Source organism: Spiroplasma endosymbiont of Villa modesta, assembly GCF_964030925.1.
GTDB lineage: Bacteria > Bacillota_I > Bacilli_A > Mycoplasmatales > VBWQ01 > Spiroplasma_E.
On the sequence record NZ_OZ034992.1, the window covers coordinates 201,302 to 216,548 of the forward strand.

25 protein-coding genes are annotated in these 15,247 nt (G+C 22.2%); 9 read left to right on the forward strand and 16 right to left on the reverse strand.

The window, feature by feature from the left end:
• Positions 1-4: 4 nt before the first annotated feature.
• From AAHM89_RS01230 to AAHM89_RS01245, 4 genes are read left to right on the forward strand one after another with little or no spacing between them, the layout of a single operon-like run.
• Positions 5-784, forward strand: coding sequence for a hypothetical protein (locus AAHM89_RS01230; protein ID WP_342266469.1), 780 nt, complete (start codon positions 5-7; stop codon positions 782-784).
• Positions 768-2,510, forward strand: a complete 1,743-nt coding sequence (locus tag AAHM89_RS01235; RefSeq protein ID WP_342266470.1) for a hypothetical protein — start codon at positions 768-770, stop codon at positions 2,508-2,510. Before AAHM89_RS01230 ends, AAHM89_RS01235 begins: the two co-directional genes overlap by 17 nt.
• Positions 2,511-2,514: 4 nt before the next feature.
• Positions 2,515-2,637: a hypothetical protein gene (locus AAHM89_RS01240; RefSeq protein ID WP_255495924.1), complete on the forward strand. Its 123-nt coding sequence runs from the start codon at positions 2,515-2,517 to the stop codon at positions 2,635-2,637.
• Between the two features lie 17 nt (positions 2,638-2,654).
• On the forward strand, positions 2,655-2,861 hold the full coding sequence (locus AAHM89_RS01245; protein WP_342265895.1) for a hypothetical protein: 207 nt from the start codon (positions 2,655-2,657) through the stop codon (positions 2,859-2,861).
• A 37-nt stretch (positions 2,862-2,898) separates the two neighbouring features.
• On the opposite strand, the gene AAHM89_RS01250 is transcribed toward AAHM89_RS01245, so the two are convergent.
• The 13 genes from AAHM89_RS01250 to AAHM89_RS01310 form a co-directional block, all read right to left on the reverse strand.
• Complete coding sequence (locus AAHM89_RS01250) at positions 2,899-3,726, reverse strand: hypothetical protein (RefSeq protein WP_342266090.1); 828 nt, start codon at positions 3,724-3,726, stop codon at positions 2,899-2,901.
• A 4-nt stretch (positions 3,727-3,730) separates the two neighbouring features.
• The gene (locus AAHM89_RS01255; protein WP_342266089.1) at positions 3,731-3,988 is read right to left on the reverse strand and encodes a hypothetical protein; all 258 of its coding nucleotides are present in this window, start codon (positions 3,986-3,988) and stop codon (positions 3,731-3,733) included.
• Positions 3,989-4,002: 14 nt separating this feature from the next.
• On the reverse strand, positions 4,003-4,158 hold the full coding sequence (locus AAHM89_RS01260) for a hypothetical protein (RefSeq protein WP_342266088.1): 156 nt from the start codon (positions 4,156-4,158) through the stop codon (positions 4,003-4,005).
• A gap of 70 nt (positions 4,159-4,228) precedes the next feature.
• Positions 4,229-4,369, reverse strand: a complete 141-nt coding sequence (locus tag AAHM89_RS01265) for a hypothetical protein (protein WP_342266087.1) — start codon at positions 4,367-4,369, stop codon at positions 4,229-4,231.
• 221 nt (positions 4,370-4,590) lie between these two features.
• The gene (locus AAHM89_RS01270; protein WP_342265776.1) at positions 4,591-5,568 is read right to left on the reverse strand and encodes an IS3 family transposase; all 978 of its coding nucleotides are present in this window, start codon (positions 5,566-5,568) and stop codon (positions 4,591-4,593) included.
• Between the two features lie 202 nt (positions 5,569-5,770).
• On the reverse strand, positions 5,771-6,595 hold the full coding sequence (locus AAHM89_RS01275; RefSeq protein WP_342265891.1) for a RecT family recombinase: 825 nt from the start codon (positions 6,593-6,595) through the stop codon (positions 5,771-5,773).
• Positions 6,588-6,731, reverse strand: a complete 144-nt coding sequence (locus AAHM89_RS01280) for a hypothetical protein (RefSeq protein WP_342265890.1) — start codon at positions 6,729-6,731, stop codon at positions 6,588-6,590. Before AAHM89_RS01280 ends, AAHM89_RS01275 begins: the two co-directional genes overlap by 8 nt.
• Before the next feature lie 9 nt (positions 6,732-6,740).
• Positions 6,741-6,932, reverse strand: coding sequence for a hypothetical protein (locus tag AAHM89_RS01285; RefSeq protein WP_338977522.1), 192 nt, complete (start codon positions 6,930-6,932; stop codon positions 6,741-6,743).
• Positions 6,925-7,149: a hypothetical protein gene (locus tag AAHM89_RS01290; RefSeq protein ID WP_174480767.1), complete on the reverse strand. Its 225-nt coding sequence runs from the start codon at positions 7,147-7,149 to the stop codon at positions 6,925-6,927. The genes AAHM89_RS01285 and AAHM89_RS01290 overlap by 8 nt, the downstream gene beginning before the upstream one ends.
• Positions 7,139-7,792: a PD-(D/E)XK nuclease family protein gene (locus AAHM89_RS01295; RefSeq protein ID WP_342265889.1), complete on the reverse strand. Its 654-nt coding sequence runs from the start codon at positions 7,790-7,792 to the stop codon at positions 7,139-7,141. The genes AAHM89_RS01290 and AAHM89_RS01295 overlap by 11 nt, the downstream gene beginning before the upstream one ends.
• Positions 7,785-8,012 (reverse strand): hypothetical protein, encoded by a 228-nt coding sequence (locus AAHM89_RS01300; protein WP_342265888.1) that lies wholly within the window; start codon positions 8,010-8,012, stop codon positions 7,785-7,787. The genes AAHM89_RS01295 and AAHM89_RS01300 overlap by 8 nt, the downstream gene beginning before the upstream one ends.
• Complete coding sequence (locus AAHM89_RS01305; protein ID WP_342265887.1) at positions 8,002-8,136, reverse strand: hypothetical protein; 135 nt, start codon at positions 8,134-8,136, stop codon at positions 8,002-8,004. The genes AAHM89_RS01300 and AAHM89_RS01305 overlap by 11 nt, the downstream gene beginning before the upstream one ends.
• An 18-nt stretch (positions 8,137-8,154) precedes the next feature.
• Positions 8,155-8,367 carry a hypothetical protein gene (locus AAHM89_RS01310; RefSeq protein ID WP_174480025.1) on the reverse strand — a complete coding sequence of 71 codons (213 nt, stop codon included), beginning with the start codon at positions 8,365-8,367 and terminating at the stop codon, positions 8,155-8,157.
• A 573-nt stretch (positions 8,368-8,940) separates the two neighbouring features.
• Between AAHM89_RS01310 and rpiB the strand changes: the two genes are divergently transcribed.
• Both rpiB and glyA read left to right on the forward strand, forming a co-directional pair.
• Complete coding sequence (rpiB, locus tag AAHM89_RS01315) at positions 8,941-9,369, forward strand: ribose 5-phosphate isomerase B (protein WP_425289694.1); 429 nt, start codon at positions 8,941-8,943, stop codon at positions 9,367-9,369.
• Positions 9,370-9,406: 37 nt separating this feature from the next.
• Entirely contained in the window at positions 9,407-10,708 is a 1,302-nt protein-coding gene (glyA, locus tag AAHM89_RS01320; RefSeq protein ID WP_342266710.1) for a serine hydroxymethyltransferase, read from the forward strand.
• 13 nt (positions 10,709-10,721) lie between these two features.
• On the opposite strand, the gene AAHM89_RS01325 is transcribed toward glyA, so the two are convergent.
• On the reverse strand, positions 10,722-11,432 hold the full coding sequence (locus AAHM89_RS01325; RefSeq protein WP_342266711.1) for an FtsK/SpoIIIE domain-containing protein: 711 nt from the start codon (positions 11,430-11,432) through the stop codon (positions 10,722-10,724).
• Between the two features lie 118 nt (positions 11,433-11,550).
• Here AAHM89_RS01325 and AAHM89_RS01330 point away from each other — a divergent pair, with 118 nt between their 5' ends.
• Positions 11,551-12,528 (forward strand): IS3 family transposase, encoded by a 978-nt coding sequence (locus AAHM89_RS01330; protein WP_342265776.1) that lies wholly within the window; start codon positions 11,551-11,553, stop codon positions 12,526-12,528.
• 147 nt (positions 12,529-12,675) lie between these two features.
• On the opposite strand, the gene AAHM89_RS01335 is transcribed toward AAHM89_RS01330, so the two are convergent.
• Both AAHM89_RS01335 and AAHM89_RS01340 read right to left on the reverse strand, forming a co-directional pair.
• Complete coding sequence (locus AAHM89_RS01335; RefSeq protein ID WP_342266712.1) at positions 12,676-13,647, reverse strand: TMF family protein; 972 nt, start codon at positions 13,645-13,647, stop codon at positions 12,676-12,678.
• Positions 13,602-13,817, reverse strand: coding sequence for a hypothetical protein (locus AAHM89_RS01340; protein ID WP_342266713.1), 216 nt, complete (start codon positions 13,815-13,817; stop codon positions 13,602-13,604). The genes AAHM89_RS01335 and AAHM89_RS01340 overlap by 46 nt, the downstream gene beginning before the upstream one ends.
• A gap of 269 nt (positions 13,818-14,086) precedes the next feature.
• Between AAHM89_RS01340 and AAHM89_RS01345 the strand changes: the two genes are divergently transcribed.
• Positions 14,087-14,509, forward strand: a complete 423-nt coding sequence (locus AAHM89_RS01345; RefSeq protein WP_339045912.1) for a transposase family protein — start codon at positions 14,087-14,089, stop codon at positions 14,507-14,509.
• A gap of 23 nt (positions 14,510-14,532) precedes the next feature.
• Positions 14,533-14,940, forward strand: coding sequence for a transposase family protein (locus tag AAHM89_RS01350; RefSeq protein WP_342266358.1), 408 nt, complete (start codon positions 14,533-14,535; stop codon positions 14,938-14,940).
• Positions 14,941-15,247: the final 307 nt, after the last annotated feature.

The window sequence follows — 15,247 nt, forward strand, 5'->3', positions numbered from 1 at the left end:
TTAAATGCCTATTATTTTACTTTTAAGAATAATATTAGAAACTGCTGTTAGTGATATTCAAACTGCTGAATTAATAGAAAAATTTAAAAAAAATAATTCATTATTTAATAGTTTTTTAAAAAATCCAGCAGGAATATTAAAAAATCAATTAATGTCAAAAATTTTAGGACAAGGTAAATCACAAAAAGAATTATCAGAATTTCAACAAGTTTTACAAAAATTAACAAATTTACCAGTAATTCATAAAAAAATAATGACACATATTACTAATAATAATATTGCTAAATTACAACATATTCAAAAACAATATTTAAATGGTAAGTCATTAATGGATAAAGGTAAAGAAATAATAATGAATTCTTTAACACAAGAAGATTATGATTCTATGATTGGAGTTTATGTAAATCTTTCAAGTTCTGCTCTTGCTGGTGGTATATGAACTCCAGTAGTACAAGCACAATCTGGTACTTATGGTATTGCTACATTAACTTATAGAACTAATTTATCTAAAAGTTATGATTATTTTAATGTTTCAAGAGAAACTTGAATTGATATGTGTAAATCTATGGGTGCTTATGGAACTGGTGCTAATAGTGTTTTTATAAGAGAATATTTAGGTGGAGTAAATAAAACTAAAAAAGAAATGAATGCTACTGTTAGAAGAAATGTTAGTCAATTAAATAGAGCAGTAACTAAACCTAATAAATCAGTTATTAGTACAGTTAATAAATCACAAGCAGTACAAGGATATGGAAGGTTTAAAAATTATGGAAAACAAAAATAATATTGATTGAAATGTAAATTTAAATTATATTACAAAAGATGATTTAAAAACTATATATGGTTTTATACCAGATGCTGACCAAACTACTACTGATAATACTAAAACTGATTTTACTATTATGGCAATTGCTATATCAAGTGAACGTATTAATACTATTACTGGTAATTTAATTGAACAAACTGGATTTAATAATTTAAATGAAACTCAAAAACAATTAACTAAAAGAGCAACAGCAAGAATGACTATTTATTATTTAACAGTTGGAATGGCATTTATAAGAAGTTCAGTATCTATTAGTGGTAATGGTTTATCAAGTAGTATTAGTCCCCCAAGTGAACCAGATTATGTATTAATGGAAGTATATAATTTATTACAACAAGCAAATTTACATACTCCAAGAAAAGCAATTAATAATCCTATTTCATGTAATACAGATAATTTTAATACTCCTAGTATTTTTGATGAAAGTGATACTAAACTAATTACTTGAGATTCTGGTAATAAAACATTTTTACAAAAAATGAGTTTAATTGAAGGTACTGGTATAAAAATAGATAATGTTAGTGATACTATACCTAAATTAAAAATTCATGTTGATAGTAATATTGATTCATTATGAGAAGTTGATAAAGATAATATTAATTTTGTTAAATTAAAAGATGATAAAGGTATTATTGCTAATAATAAAAGAATTATTGATGTTGGAACACCTACTTTTGAAACTGATGCAACTAACAAAGAATATGTTGATAATAAAATACCAGATTTAACTAATTATTATAAAAAATCTGTTTTTATGAAAGGATATTTTACATATAAAGATGATAGAGACCAATTATGAATAAATGATAGTTCAAATAGTTCTCTTGCTATCTCATTATTGCTTAATAATACTTATGGAAGATTAGAAACTACTAATAAAACTATTGTTGGTGCTATTAATGAAAATAAAACTAATATTGATAAAAAACAAGATAAAGAAAATTGAAAAATAATAGGTAAAAGTATAAATAATCGTAAATATGGTGATTTTAATCTTGCTTTTAATACTCTTTATAGAGTAATTATTACATGGGAATCTCCACCATTTCATCAAGTAAATACAAGAATAACAGTAGAATTTAAAACAGGTAATTATTTAGGTGGAATACATGGAAGTAAAATATTTCTTACAAAAGGTTTAATTAATAATGAAGAAGGTATTTTATATTTACAATTATTAGATATTAATAAATGACAATTAATTTTAGAAGGTGGAAATGAAAAATATGCAAATATTTTTTCATTAGAAGAATTACAAAATACAGTTAAAGTAGATATTATTCAACCTATAAAAATTACAAGTCATACTTTAAAAATAAATGAATTAAAAAATAATGAGATTAATATTGAATTACCAAATACTCCAACACCAAGTCCAAGTATTCCACAATGAAAAGAAGTAGGAACAAAAGTTAATATAAATCATATTAAATATACTTTTAAATCAAATACTAAATATAAAATTTATTATAATTTTGAAAGTCAATCAAGTAATAAGAAATTTGCTTTTATGTCTAAAGAATTTTTATACGGTGAATTGAATACTGATGTTCAAACATTATATTGAGATAAAGTTAATGATAGAATAATAATTTCTTTACAAATGCAAAATGATACCATTGCTATTGTTAGTGACCCTACAAGATATGGTCAACTTTTAAAATTAGAAGAATTACAGGAATAGTATTATGTTTTTTAAAATTATAAAGATTATTTTAGGTTTAATTGGAGTAATTCTATCATCAGCAACTGCTGGTTTAATTATATTTATTATTGTAAAAATTATATTAAAAATTAATCAAATATTTTAGAAAGGTGGTGATTTAATATGGATACTACAACAATTATTATAGTTGCTAATTTATGTATTAATGGGGGTTATGTTTTAATTAAATTAGGAAAAGCATTTATTGCTTTTGGTAAATCTTTAACAGACCCTAATAAAAAAGCACTTAAAAAACAAAATAAAATTAATAAATTACAAACTAAATTAAATTCTATTAATAAACAACCAGAAGTAAAAAGTATTTATTAATAATAAAAAAATGCCTTTAATAGGCATTTTTACTTATTTATAAACTCATGTGATTATAATCTCAATTTAATGAAGCATTATCTAAAATTACATCACTCATATTAGTTCCATATTGACTACTTGTTTCACTATTAATAGTAAATCTATTATCATTAATTAATCTTGCAGTTTCATTTGTAAATGAAGTTTCTTGCATTTCTCTACTATGATTTGTTTCTATTGGAAGTAAATTATGGATTATTTCACTTGCACCAGCAATTATGGTAGGTACTGCATAAGCATTATTAAAATCATTATTTATCCCCATAGCAACACCACTACTAATCAAACAACCACCAGTTGCCATATTACATATTTTTCTTATTGCTTCAAATTTATTAGGTATTAATTCTAGAATTCCATTAATAAGATTTGATATACCATAAGCATTTAATGAAATATAAGTATCTCAATCCATTTGTCCCATAAATTCACTATTTTGTCCCATAAAAATTATGTTTTGTCTCAAATCTGGTGGAAATGGGTCAATAGTAGTAGTAGTTATTGGACTTTCAGTTGGATTAGGGTTAATTGAAGAATTAGTAAATTTAGCATAATTTGCTAAGCCAATTGTTCCTAATCCTAATGCTATTTTTTTAGAACTATTTAATAATTTAGTTTTTGAACTTGGCATTTGATTTAAATTTCATATATCAATTCCTAATTTTTTTGAAAATAATAAAGCATTTATACTACCTAGAATAGGATTTCCTATTAATTGCCCATAATAAGCACTGGTACCTATCATTGCTGATAATGGTGATATTCCAGTTCTTATTAATTTTAATAAAGTATAATTTGAGTTTTGGTTTTCTGTATTTGGCATTTTTTTATTCTCCTTTTATAAATTTAAATTGCATATTTCCTACTGTATCTCTATTATTACCAACTATAATTAAATATCCAGTTTGATTATTTTCTAATATTCATGAATAAAAAATATCTTGTGGATATAATTTTGGATATAAATTTAATGCTAATAAATAACATAAAGCATCTTCTTTATTTTTTAATAATCCAACTGTTGGACATTTTATTTCTTTTGGACTTTTTTCATTATAAAATCATTCAGTTCTAATATTTCTCATTATTTCACATCCTTTTATTCTCAATCAAATTCATTAAAACTATCTTGTATTATTCGCATATATTCTTTATCATTATTTTTTCTGGCTTCTAATCATTGTTCCATTAATCATTTTGCTAAATCTCATTTAGTCATTATTTCACATCCTTTTCTTCATCACACATATCACATTCTCCAAAATAATAATATTCTACGTTATAATATATATAATGTTTGCATGGTTTTAAATTATCTTTATTCATTAATCAAAGTCTCCATTTTCTATTTTTTTAATAAGTTCTTGACGTATTATTAAATTCATTGAAATAATTATTTGTTTTTCCCAATTATCAGTTTCCATAAATAAATTTTTTAAATATTTAAGTAATTTTTCTTTATTCATTATTCAAAATCAACTAATTTTAATCTAAATATTAATTCAATACTTACATCTTCATGTTCACATTTATTCATTATCAAATTCTCCATTTTCTATAAATTCAAGTACTTTATAATAAGCAGTAAGTTTACCTGCTTCTTTTAAAGAATCACATAAACAAATACTAATTTGTTTATTTAATGGTGGTTGGCCCTTAATTACTGGACCATTTTTGATATAAAATTCTAAATTTTAATTTGTAAAATTGGTGGTTTTAGAAATTTAGAATGTATTCTTTCATAATTATAAAACATAACATATTGATTTACATCATTTATAGCTTCATTGATGGATAAATATTGATTTGATCCTTTAGGTAGTCATTCTTGAGATAAATGAGAAAATCAGTTTTCAGATAATACATTACCACCAATATCATAAGGTTGTTTTTTGCTTAAAATTATTTGTTTATCCTCTGCTCATTTTGTGATATCCTGACAATAAAATTCGTTGGCGTTATCTGAATGTAAAATAACATTTTTTACTTGATTTCAAGAAAATTGTTTGTTGATTTTTTCAAGAGCAGGAAGAATTAAATCCTGATATGATTTATTAGGAGCAATATTATAACTAACAACATTATTTGAATAAAAATCAATAATTACAAAAAGATATAATCATCCTTCTTTAGTATTTATTTGTTTAGTGTCCATTGATCAAATTTGATTTGAAGAGGTTGTACTTTTATAATCTTTGTTTACTTTATCCATTGTAGGTATTCACTTATTTGGATTTTTTTTGTTTTTAGGATAGTTATTTTTAGTTTGTTTTAATCCTTGAATATTGTGTTCTTTCATAATTTTTCGCATTTGTTTTATTGATAATTCTATATTTAAAATGATATTTTTTTCTTGTTTTAATCACTCTTTAAAAGCTGAAAAAATTCTTAAATATCCATAAATTCTGCCTTTTCTTGTAGAATGAAATTCGATTAAAAGTTGGCATATTTTTTGATATTTATGATTGCATTTAATAATATGATTTTCTTCTTTTTTAATAGGTTTTTGTTTATTTTTTAAAAAGTAATATGTTGATCTGTTTAATTGAAGATATTGACATAGGTTTCTAATTGAATATTGATTTTTACAATCATCAATAATTTTAATTTTTTCTTTGATATTTAATTTGTTAATTACTAATGCTATTTGTTTAATTTTATCCATTAATAAAAATCCTTTCAGGTTAAAATTAGTGTTAATTATATAACACAATTGTTTTTAGAATACATTCAGGTTTTTTAAATTAATGGTCTAGTAAAAAGGGCTAAGTGGCAAGTGGCAATCAAATAATTAATTTTTGTTTATATTCGTTTTTATATTCATCAATAATATCTTCAGTAGTAATTTCCATTATTTATTCTCCTTATTAAACTTCAAAATTTTCTATTATTTCTTCTTCTTTTTCTAATTCTTTTAATTTAGATAAAGTAGAATTTATATCAGTATTATCAATATTATTATTTGAATTAATAATTTTAACTTCATCACCAGTATTATCTTTATAAGCAATTGTTTCTTCATCAATTACTACACTTTGGTCTAATTGAAGTGCTAAATTAATATCATCTTGATTATTTAATACTATAATTGGTGTTTTATTAATTTCACGAATTAATGCTTTTACAACTGTTTTTAATGCCATTTGGTCAAAACTAGTATTTCAAGGACTATCTTCACGCTTAGTTTTACTAAATTTTTTTCTTCATTCTTGACATTCTTCAACAGTCATTCCTTTATAAAAATTATTAATTTTTCCATTTTTATCTAAAAGTGAAATATAACAATAATAACCAATTGTATTAATAGTTTTTCTTTCAAAAATTAATGCTGGATTTATTTCTCATTTATTATTTTCTTGATTAAATTTATGTGCAGTTGTTATTTTTTCTCTTTGAAAATCAACTACTAATCCAGTTCTTTGTAATAATGTTAATCAACCATCTTCTTGAATTTGAACTTGTAATTCATCACCATAAGGAATTAATGCTAATTCTTTTTTAATAGGATTAATTGAAAGATTTAATTTGTATAAATTAAATAAAGCATTAAATAAACTTTGTTGATTCATATTTCTTAAATCTTTACTAGAATTTCTAATCATTTCATAATAATTTCTAAATTTTAATAATTCTTCTTTATTACTTTTAATAAAATTAGGAATTTTTAATTCATTTTTACTATTATTACTCATTATTTTCTTCTCCTTTTTTATTTAATAATTCTAAAATTTCATCTAATTTTTTATTAATTTTTCCTATATGTTTTAATAAAATTAAAATTGATTTATCCATACCAGAACTTTTCTTACCAGAACTTTTCTTATCCATAATTTTCTCCTATCATTTTTTAATTGTTTTAAATCTATTATCTAAATGTATTTCAATATTTTTACTAGGATTAACTATTAAATGACTATTAATCTCAATTCAATTATTTAGATTACTATCTAATTTTTTAGGTAACTTATCAAATTCAATTGAATTACAAGAATAAATAGTTTTTTCTTTAATTGTTTTTTCATTAATCATTTTTATTTCTTCTTAATCATTCTTTAATATTATTTTTCAAAATATTTAATTCTTTAATTTGACCTCTTAAAACATCTAATTCTCATAAATTTAATTGATTTAAATTAATTTCTTCAATTTGATATTCTAAAAATTCAATTCTAGCATTAAGATTTTTAACTAATAATTCATTAAAATTACATTTTTTATTTTTACAATATTCCAATTTATATTCCATTTTTATCTTCTCCTTTAAAATATTTTATTTTTGCTTTAAATCATTCATTTATTAATTCATTTGATATTTCAATTTCTAATTCTTGTTGAGTATTTTTATTAGTTAAATAAACATAAGTTTTATAAGATGGAGTTATGCCATTTTCAAGTAACATACAATAATAAGCAGTTAATTGTAATTTAATTCTTTTGAATTTATCTTCATCAATACAAGCATATGTTTTATAATCAACTAAATAATATTTATTTTCTTTTTTATCTAAATAAACTAAATCTGGTGTTCCTGCAACTAAAGTATCAGTAATAGGTTTTTCAATAATAAATTCATAATTATTTTTATCTTTAAATTTTTCTTTTAAAAAAATAAGTGATTTTTTACAATAAGAATAATTTATATTATTAGTTACTGGTTTTAATTTTTTTAATAAATTATTAATAATATTTTCTTGATTAATATTTTGTAAATATAATTCATTAAGTTTATGAACTCATTTACCACGAACTGAAGCATTTTTTAATACTTCTGGTGCTATATGACTATATCCAAAACCTAAATAATTATCAATAATTCTAGAAACTGAAATTAATTCTTTATCTTCTAAAAAATATTGATGTGTTTCTTTTTTAAAAATTAATTTAGGCATATCCATCACGTTTGGCTTCTAAAAAAGCATATCAACCTTCAATAATTTTTAATGCATAATCAATATCTTTTTCTTCTTTAATAAGTTTTTCTAATATTTTTAACATTCCATAATTTATTAAATCATCTGAGATATTTTTTTCTTTACATTCTTTATATCTATCTCTATAAAAACTATTAACAAATTTAAAACCATCATATTCTTTACCATTAATTTTCATATTTATAACTTTCCTTTCTACCTATTAATATTCAAAAACATTTATTACATAATCTATTACCAAAAGAAGATTTTTTTCTACAATTATCACAAGAACCAACCATTCTATATTCTCTATATTCCATAAATATTTTTTCCTTTCATTAATTAAGTTTTTTATTTATCATGTCTGATTCTTCTTTTGAAATATAAACTTCCAATACTAATATTTCATAATGTGTAATAAAAGCATTTTCTAATAAATGATGTTTATAATTTCTATGAAAATTATTAGCATCTATAAAAGTACAAAAAACTTTATATTTTGTTTCATCTGTATAATTAACTTTGTATTTTACTAAATAAATGTATGACATATTTATTTTTCTCCTTTATTTTTGTTATTGTGTTATGATATTGTTAATGAGGTATGTATTTATATATAAAACCCCCTATTTTCTTACATAATACAAATGTAATTATTAATTAGATTAATGGGTTCTTTACTGAGCCATCATAAGGCTATTCAAATTAATCTATAATTACATTAAGCGATACAGTGTAACATTTTAACTTGCTTAACATTAAATGCTCTTTTATTCTGATATAGAAGTATTTACATAAAGTACTCACTATTAGACTTCTACGACAGTTTTATTAAGTTTTAATCTTTTAACAAAAAAAGAACGATAGTTATATCGTTCTTTGTTATCCAATTATGAATCTAAGGGTTAAAGTGATGCGCCCTAAGAAATCTCACCTTTCTTTTATCAGTATTTTAACATATTTATTAATAGCAATAATGATTAAATTTGATTATTATAGGAAAAAATATTTTTCTTTTTGTAATAAAAATTATTTTAAAAAGAAAATATATTAATTTTAAAATTAATAGGTATAATAAAACTAATATTTAAACTAAGGAAGTGATAAAGTTGAAAACTAATGGTTTAGTAATTGCTATTGGTAATGATCATACCGCTTATGAATTTAAACAACCAATTATTAAATTTTTACATACAGAAGGCTATCAAATTTTAGATTTAGGAACAAATAGCAGTGAGCCTGTTGATTATCCTAATTTTGGTTTTAATGTTGCTAATGCTATTGTTAGTAAAAAAGCAGATTTTGGTATTGTAATTTGTGGTACTGGTATTGGTATTAGCATTGCTACCAATCGTATTAATGGTGTTCGTTGTGCCCTTTGCTATGAAGAAGAAACAGTAAGATTGGCAAGGTTTCATAATGATGCTAATGTTTTAGCACTAGGTGCTAGAATTATTTCTGATTATAAAGCAGTAGAACTTGTGAAATTATTTTTAAATACTAAAACAAGTGATGAAAAAAGACATCAATTAAGAGTTGCAAAACTAAAATAATTTTACTATTAAATTATTAAAGAGAGGATGTTTAAAAATGGATAAATCTTTTAATAAGGGTCTTGACCCAGAATTAAAAAAAATTGTGAAAGATGAATGACAACGTCAACAAAATCATATTGAATTAATAGCTTCAGAAAACTATGTATCACCAGCTGTACTTACACTTGCTGGAACAATATTAACTAATAAGTATGCAGAAGGTTATCCGGGCAGAAGATATTATAATGGTTGCGAAAATGTTGATAAAATTGAAAATTTGGCAATAGAGCGTTTTAAACAATTATTTAATTGTAATCATAAACCAGGTCAATGTAAAAAAGGTAATTTTCATGCTAATGTACAACCTCATTCTGGTAGTCAAGCTAATGCTGAAGCATATGCTGCTATATTACGTCCAGGTGATACTATTCTTGGTATGGAACTTGATGCCGGTGGTCATTTAACTCATGGTTATAAAATTAATTTTTCTGGTAAAATTTATCACGGTGTTAATTATGGTGTAAGTAAAAAGGATGAATATTTAGATTATGATGAAATTTTAAAAATTGCTAAAGAATGTAAACCAAAAATTATTGTAGCAGGAGCTAGTGCTTATTCAAGACTTATTGATTGATCAAAGTTTCGTAAAATTGCCGATACTGTTGGAGCATATTTAATGGTTGATATGGCGCATATTGCTGGATTAATTGCTGCTGGATTACATCAAAATCCTATTTGTTATGCTGATATTACAACAACAACAACTCATAAAACATTAAGAGGACCACGCGGTGGTGCTATTCTTTGCACCGAAGAATTAAAAAAGAAAATTGATAGTGCGGTATTTCCTGGTAATCAAGGTGGGCCATTGGAGCATATTATTGCAGCAAAAGCACAAGCTTTTTATGAAGCATTAACGCCAGAATTTAAAACTTATCAAATGCAAGTAATTAAAAATGCTCAAGCATTAGCGAAAACTTTTCTTGATGCAAAATTTCATGTAGTGGCTGGTGGAACTGATAATCATTTATTAACTGTTAATGTTACTAATATTAACGGTTTAAATGGTAAAGAAGCTGTTGATATTTTAGAAAAGATTAATATTGTTGCTAATAAGAATGGTGTTCCCTTTGATCCTTTACCAGCTGTTATTACTAGTGGTGTTCGTTTTGGTAGTCCAGCAATGACAACGAGAGGTTTTAAAGAAGAGCAGTTTATTGAATTAGGGAAGATTATTATTAGTGCTTGAAAATTACATAAGGGTATTAATGATGATGGTTTAAATGAATTAAGAAAAAAAGTTGATATGCTTTTAAATAAATTTCCCATTTATGAAGATATAAAATTACCTCAATAATAAAATAATTATTTTATTTTTTTGAATCTTTAATTTCTTTCATTTTTTCAATAAAATTATTATCATATTTAACCGAAGATTGTTCTTTAATAAACTTTATTAATTTTGAAACATCTTCATCACTAATTCATGGTGCTTGTAAACGATTGATATTATTTTGTCCTGGAGCTAAAAATAACATATCGCCTTTACCTAATAATTTTTCTGCTCCAGCAGTATCAAGGATTGTTTTTGAATCAATTCAAGATGCAACTTTAAAAGCAATTCTTGCTGGAATATTATTTTTAATTACGCCAGTAATTACATCTACTGATGGTCTTTGTGTTGCTATTACTAAATGAATTCCTGCTGCTCGACCCATTTGTGTAATTCGCATGATCCCTTCTTCAATTTGTTTGCTTGCTTGTACCATTAAATCTGCTAATTCATCAATAACAATAATATAATAAGGTAATTTATCAATTTCTTGACTTATTTTTTTATTATAACTTTCAATATCACGATTTCCATTTTTTGCAAATAGTTGGTATCGACGCATCATTTCTAAAATTACTACTTGTAATGCTGCTGGTGTTTTGTTTGCTTCATTAATTACTGGAATAATTAAATGTGGGATATCATTATAAATTGCTAATTCTACTCATTTAGGATCGATTAATATTAGTTTTATTTCATGAGGTTTGTATTGTAAGAGCAAAGAAATTAGTAAATCGCCACTTGCCACTTGCCACTTGCCACTTAGCCCTTTTTACTAGACCATTAATTTAAAAAACCTGAATGTATTCTAAAAACAATTGTGTTATATAATTAACACTAATTTTAACCTGAAAGGATTTTTATTAATGGATAAAATTAAACAAATAGCATTAGTAATTAACAAATTAAATATCAAAGAAAAAATTAAAATTATTGATGATTGTAAAAATCAATATTCAATTAGAAACCTATGTCAATATCTTCAATTAAACAGATCAACATATTACTTTTTAAAAAATAAACAAAAACCTATTAAAAAAGAAGAAAATCATATTATTAAATGCAATCATAAATATCAAAAAATATGCCAACTTTTAATCGAATTTCATTCTACAAGAAAAGGCAGAATTTATGGATATTTAAGAATTTTTTCAGCTTTTAAAGAGTGATTAAAACAAGAAAAAAATATCATTTTAAATATAGAATTATCAATAAAACAAATGCGAAAAATTATGAAAGAACACAATATTCAAGGATTAAAACAAACTAAAAATAACTATCCTAAAAACAAAAAAAATCCAAATAAGTGAATACCTACAATGGATAAAGTAAACAAAGATTATAAAAGTACAACCTCTTCAAATCAAATTTGATCAATGGACACTAAACAAATAAATACTAAAGAAGGATGATTATATCTTTTTGTAATTATTGATTTTTATTCAAATAATGTTGTTAGTTATAATATTGCTCCTAATAAATCATATCAGGATTTAATTCTTCCTGCTCTTGAAAAAATCAACAAACAATTTTCTTGAAATCAAGTAAAAAATGTTATTTTACATTCAGATAACGCCAACGAATTTTATTGTCAGGATATCACAAAATGAGCAGAGGATAAACAAATAATTTTAAGCAAAAAACAACCTTATGATATTGGTGGTAATGTATTATCTGAAAACTGATTTTCTCATTTATCTCAAGAATGACTACCTAAAGGATCAAATCAATATTTATCCATCAATGAAGCTATAAATGATGTAAATCAATATGTTATGTTTTATAATTATGAAAGAATACATTCTAAATTTCTAAAACCACCAATTTTACAAATTAAAATTTAGAATTTTATATCAAAAATGGTCCAGTAATTAAGGGCCAACCACCTCCATCAATGAAGCTATGAATGATGTAAATCAATATGTTATGTTTTATAATTATGAAAGAATACATTCTAAATTTCTAAAACCACCAATTTTACAAATTAAAATTTAGAATTTTATATCAAAAATGGTCCAGTAATTAAGGGCCAACCACCAAATATATTTTTGATTAATTATAGTTTGTTCAGGAAGAAAAGCTTTTGTTTTTTCTTGATTGTTATTTTGTTTTTCAATTTGATTAATAATTTTGTTTTGTTCTTTAACTTTTGTTTCATTATTTTCTAATTTTTGATTATTAATTTTGTTAATATTGTTATTTTCTTGTAATAATTCTTTATTGGTTTCTATATCAAAGTTTATTTTTTCGTTTTTTACTTTATTGTTTGATAAATTTTCTTTTGTAAATTGTTTAGTTTCTAATTTAGATTGCTTATTATTGTTTTTTGCTTGTTGTTTGTTTATTTTTAGTTCTTTTTTTAGATTATTGATTTTGATAGTATTATTTTGTGCTAAAGTAAGTTTTTTTTGTTTTTCTTTTGCTTTTTCTAATTTATTAATTTTTTGATCTTTTCGCTTAACTTTAAAATCTAAAATTGTTTCTTTGATATGATTTGAAATAGTGATAAATAAAATTAAGGGACGGTTAAAAAATAATCAACTAAAACAAATAATAATCATTAATATATTTAATATAAAATTAACAAAAAAAGTTGTGTAACCTAAAAATTCTAATATAGTATTACCAATTAATCCGCCAACAAGATAAGAGGGAAAGAAACTATCAATAGTTCAATTATTAAAGGAAATAGGTGATTTGAAAAATCCATGATAATTATTAAAAATAGTTGAATTTCATCAAGATTGATAATAATCATTAATTAAATTAATATGAAATTTATTATTAAATCAAATATTATCATAATGACTAATAATAGTAATAGTTTCAATTGTTCAAGCGCAGCATATAATAGTAGTAATTATTGCTCAAACAAAGGAAGCTTTAAATTTAAAATAATAATTAAAACAAAGTGGAATTAAAGATATATATATAATAATATATAAATTAAATATTTGCTTCATCCAAATAAAAAAGAAAATATAAAGTCGTCTAAAAATTTACCAATTGGTAGTAGTCTTAATAAACTAAAAGTTATTAATAACAATAAAATTAGAGTACCTAATAAGATACCAATTTTATTATTATTACTATTTTTAATTTGTTTAATTTTAATATTTTTAAAATCTTTCATAATTTTAAACTCCTAACTTTTCTATTTTAAATTTATTGGTTGAGTGATTGTATAAAAATAATATCATATATAGGGGTGTTTGTTACTACTTACTAACCATTTTAATAAATATTATTATGATGTGAACTATTAGTAATTTTTATTTATTTTTTTAAAAAATATACAATAGACATATTCCGTAATTAAATTTTTTAAAAGTCAATTAATAATTTTAAAATTTATTTTATAATTTTGTTATTAACAATAAATTTAGAAAAGTGTTGATAAAAATGATTTTTGAAAATTTAAAAAAATTAAAAAATGAAGAATTTTACAGATATTTTGGTATAAAACGTTTTCATTTTAATGAAATGTTAGAAAAATTAATTGAAATAGAAAAATTAGAAAAAAATAAAGGTCGAAAAAATAAACTTTCAGTAGAAGAAAGATTAATGATGACTTTATTATACTGAAAAGAATATTATACTTTTTTTCAAATGAGTATTAAATCTAAAATGAGCCCATCAAGTTGTTTTCGAAATATTACTTGAGTAGAAAATAAACTTAGTAACCACAAAGATTACCAATTTTTAAAAGAAAGATATAAATTAAAAATTGATAAAAAACAAGAAAATTCAAATGAATTTCAATTTTATTTAATTGATTCAACTGAGATTGAAATTGAAAGACCAACTAAAAAAAACTACAGTTAGAATATTTTTTTGGTAAAAGTTGAATGTATTCTATAAAATTTCAAATTGTATATGTTTTTTTTAATAAAAAAATTATTGATATTTTTGCTGATAATGGTAAAGTGCATGATTTTCAAATATTAAAAAATTCAAATCTTGAATTTTCAGAAAAAACAATAATTATTGGTGATTTAGGATATCAAGGTATACAAAATATTTATAAAAATACAATAATACCAATTAAAAGAACTAAAAATAAAAAATTAACTAAACAAGAAAGAAAATACAATAAGATTGTATCTAAAATTAGAATTAAAGTTGAACATGTCTTTGCTTGATTGAAAAGATTCAAAATTTTAGTAAATAAATGTAGAAAATCTAAATTTAGACTTATGTACTTAAGATTTAACTTACTTTGTGAAATTTTTAATAAAATAAAACCATTAAAATAAAAAAAATATTAAAAATATTTTTTTAAAATTTAAATTTTTATCGAGTTAATATAAAAATATTATTAACAATTTTTTGTTTAAAATGTAAACTCATTTTTTAAACTATTTTTTCAAAAAATATTTATTTCTATATTCAATAACACTAAATAGTTTTAAAACAATTTTATTGACAATTAATTAAATTTAATTACGGAATATGTCTAATATATATAAATTAAAAATTTTGTGTTTTTTATTTAACATCACTAATTATTTAGTAATCAGTTTAATAAAATATAAAATAATAATTTTAAAAAATAATATTTAA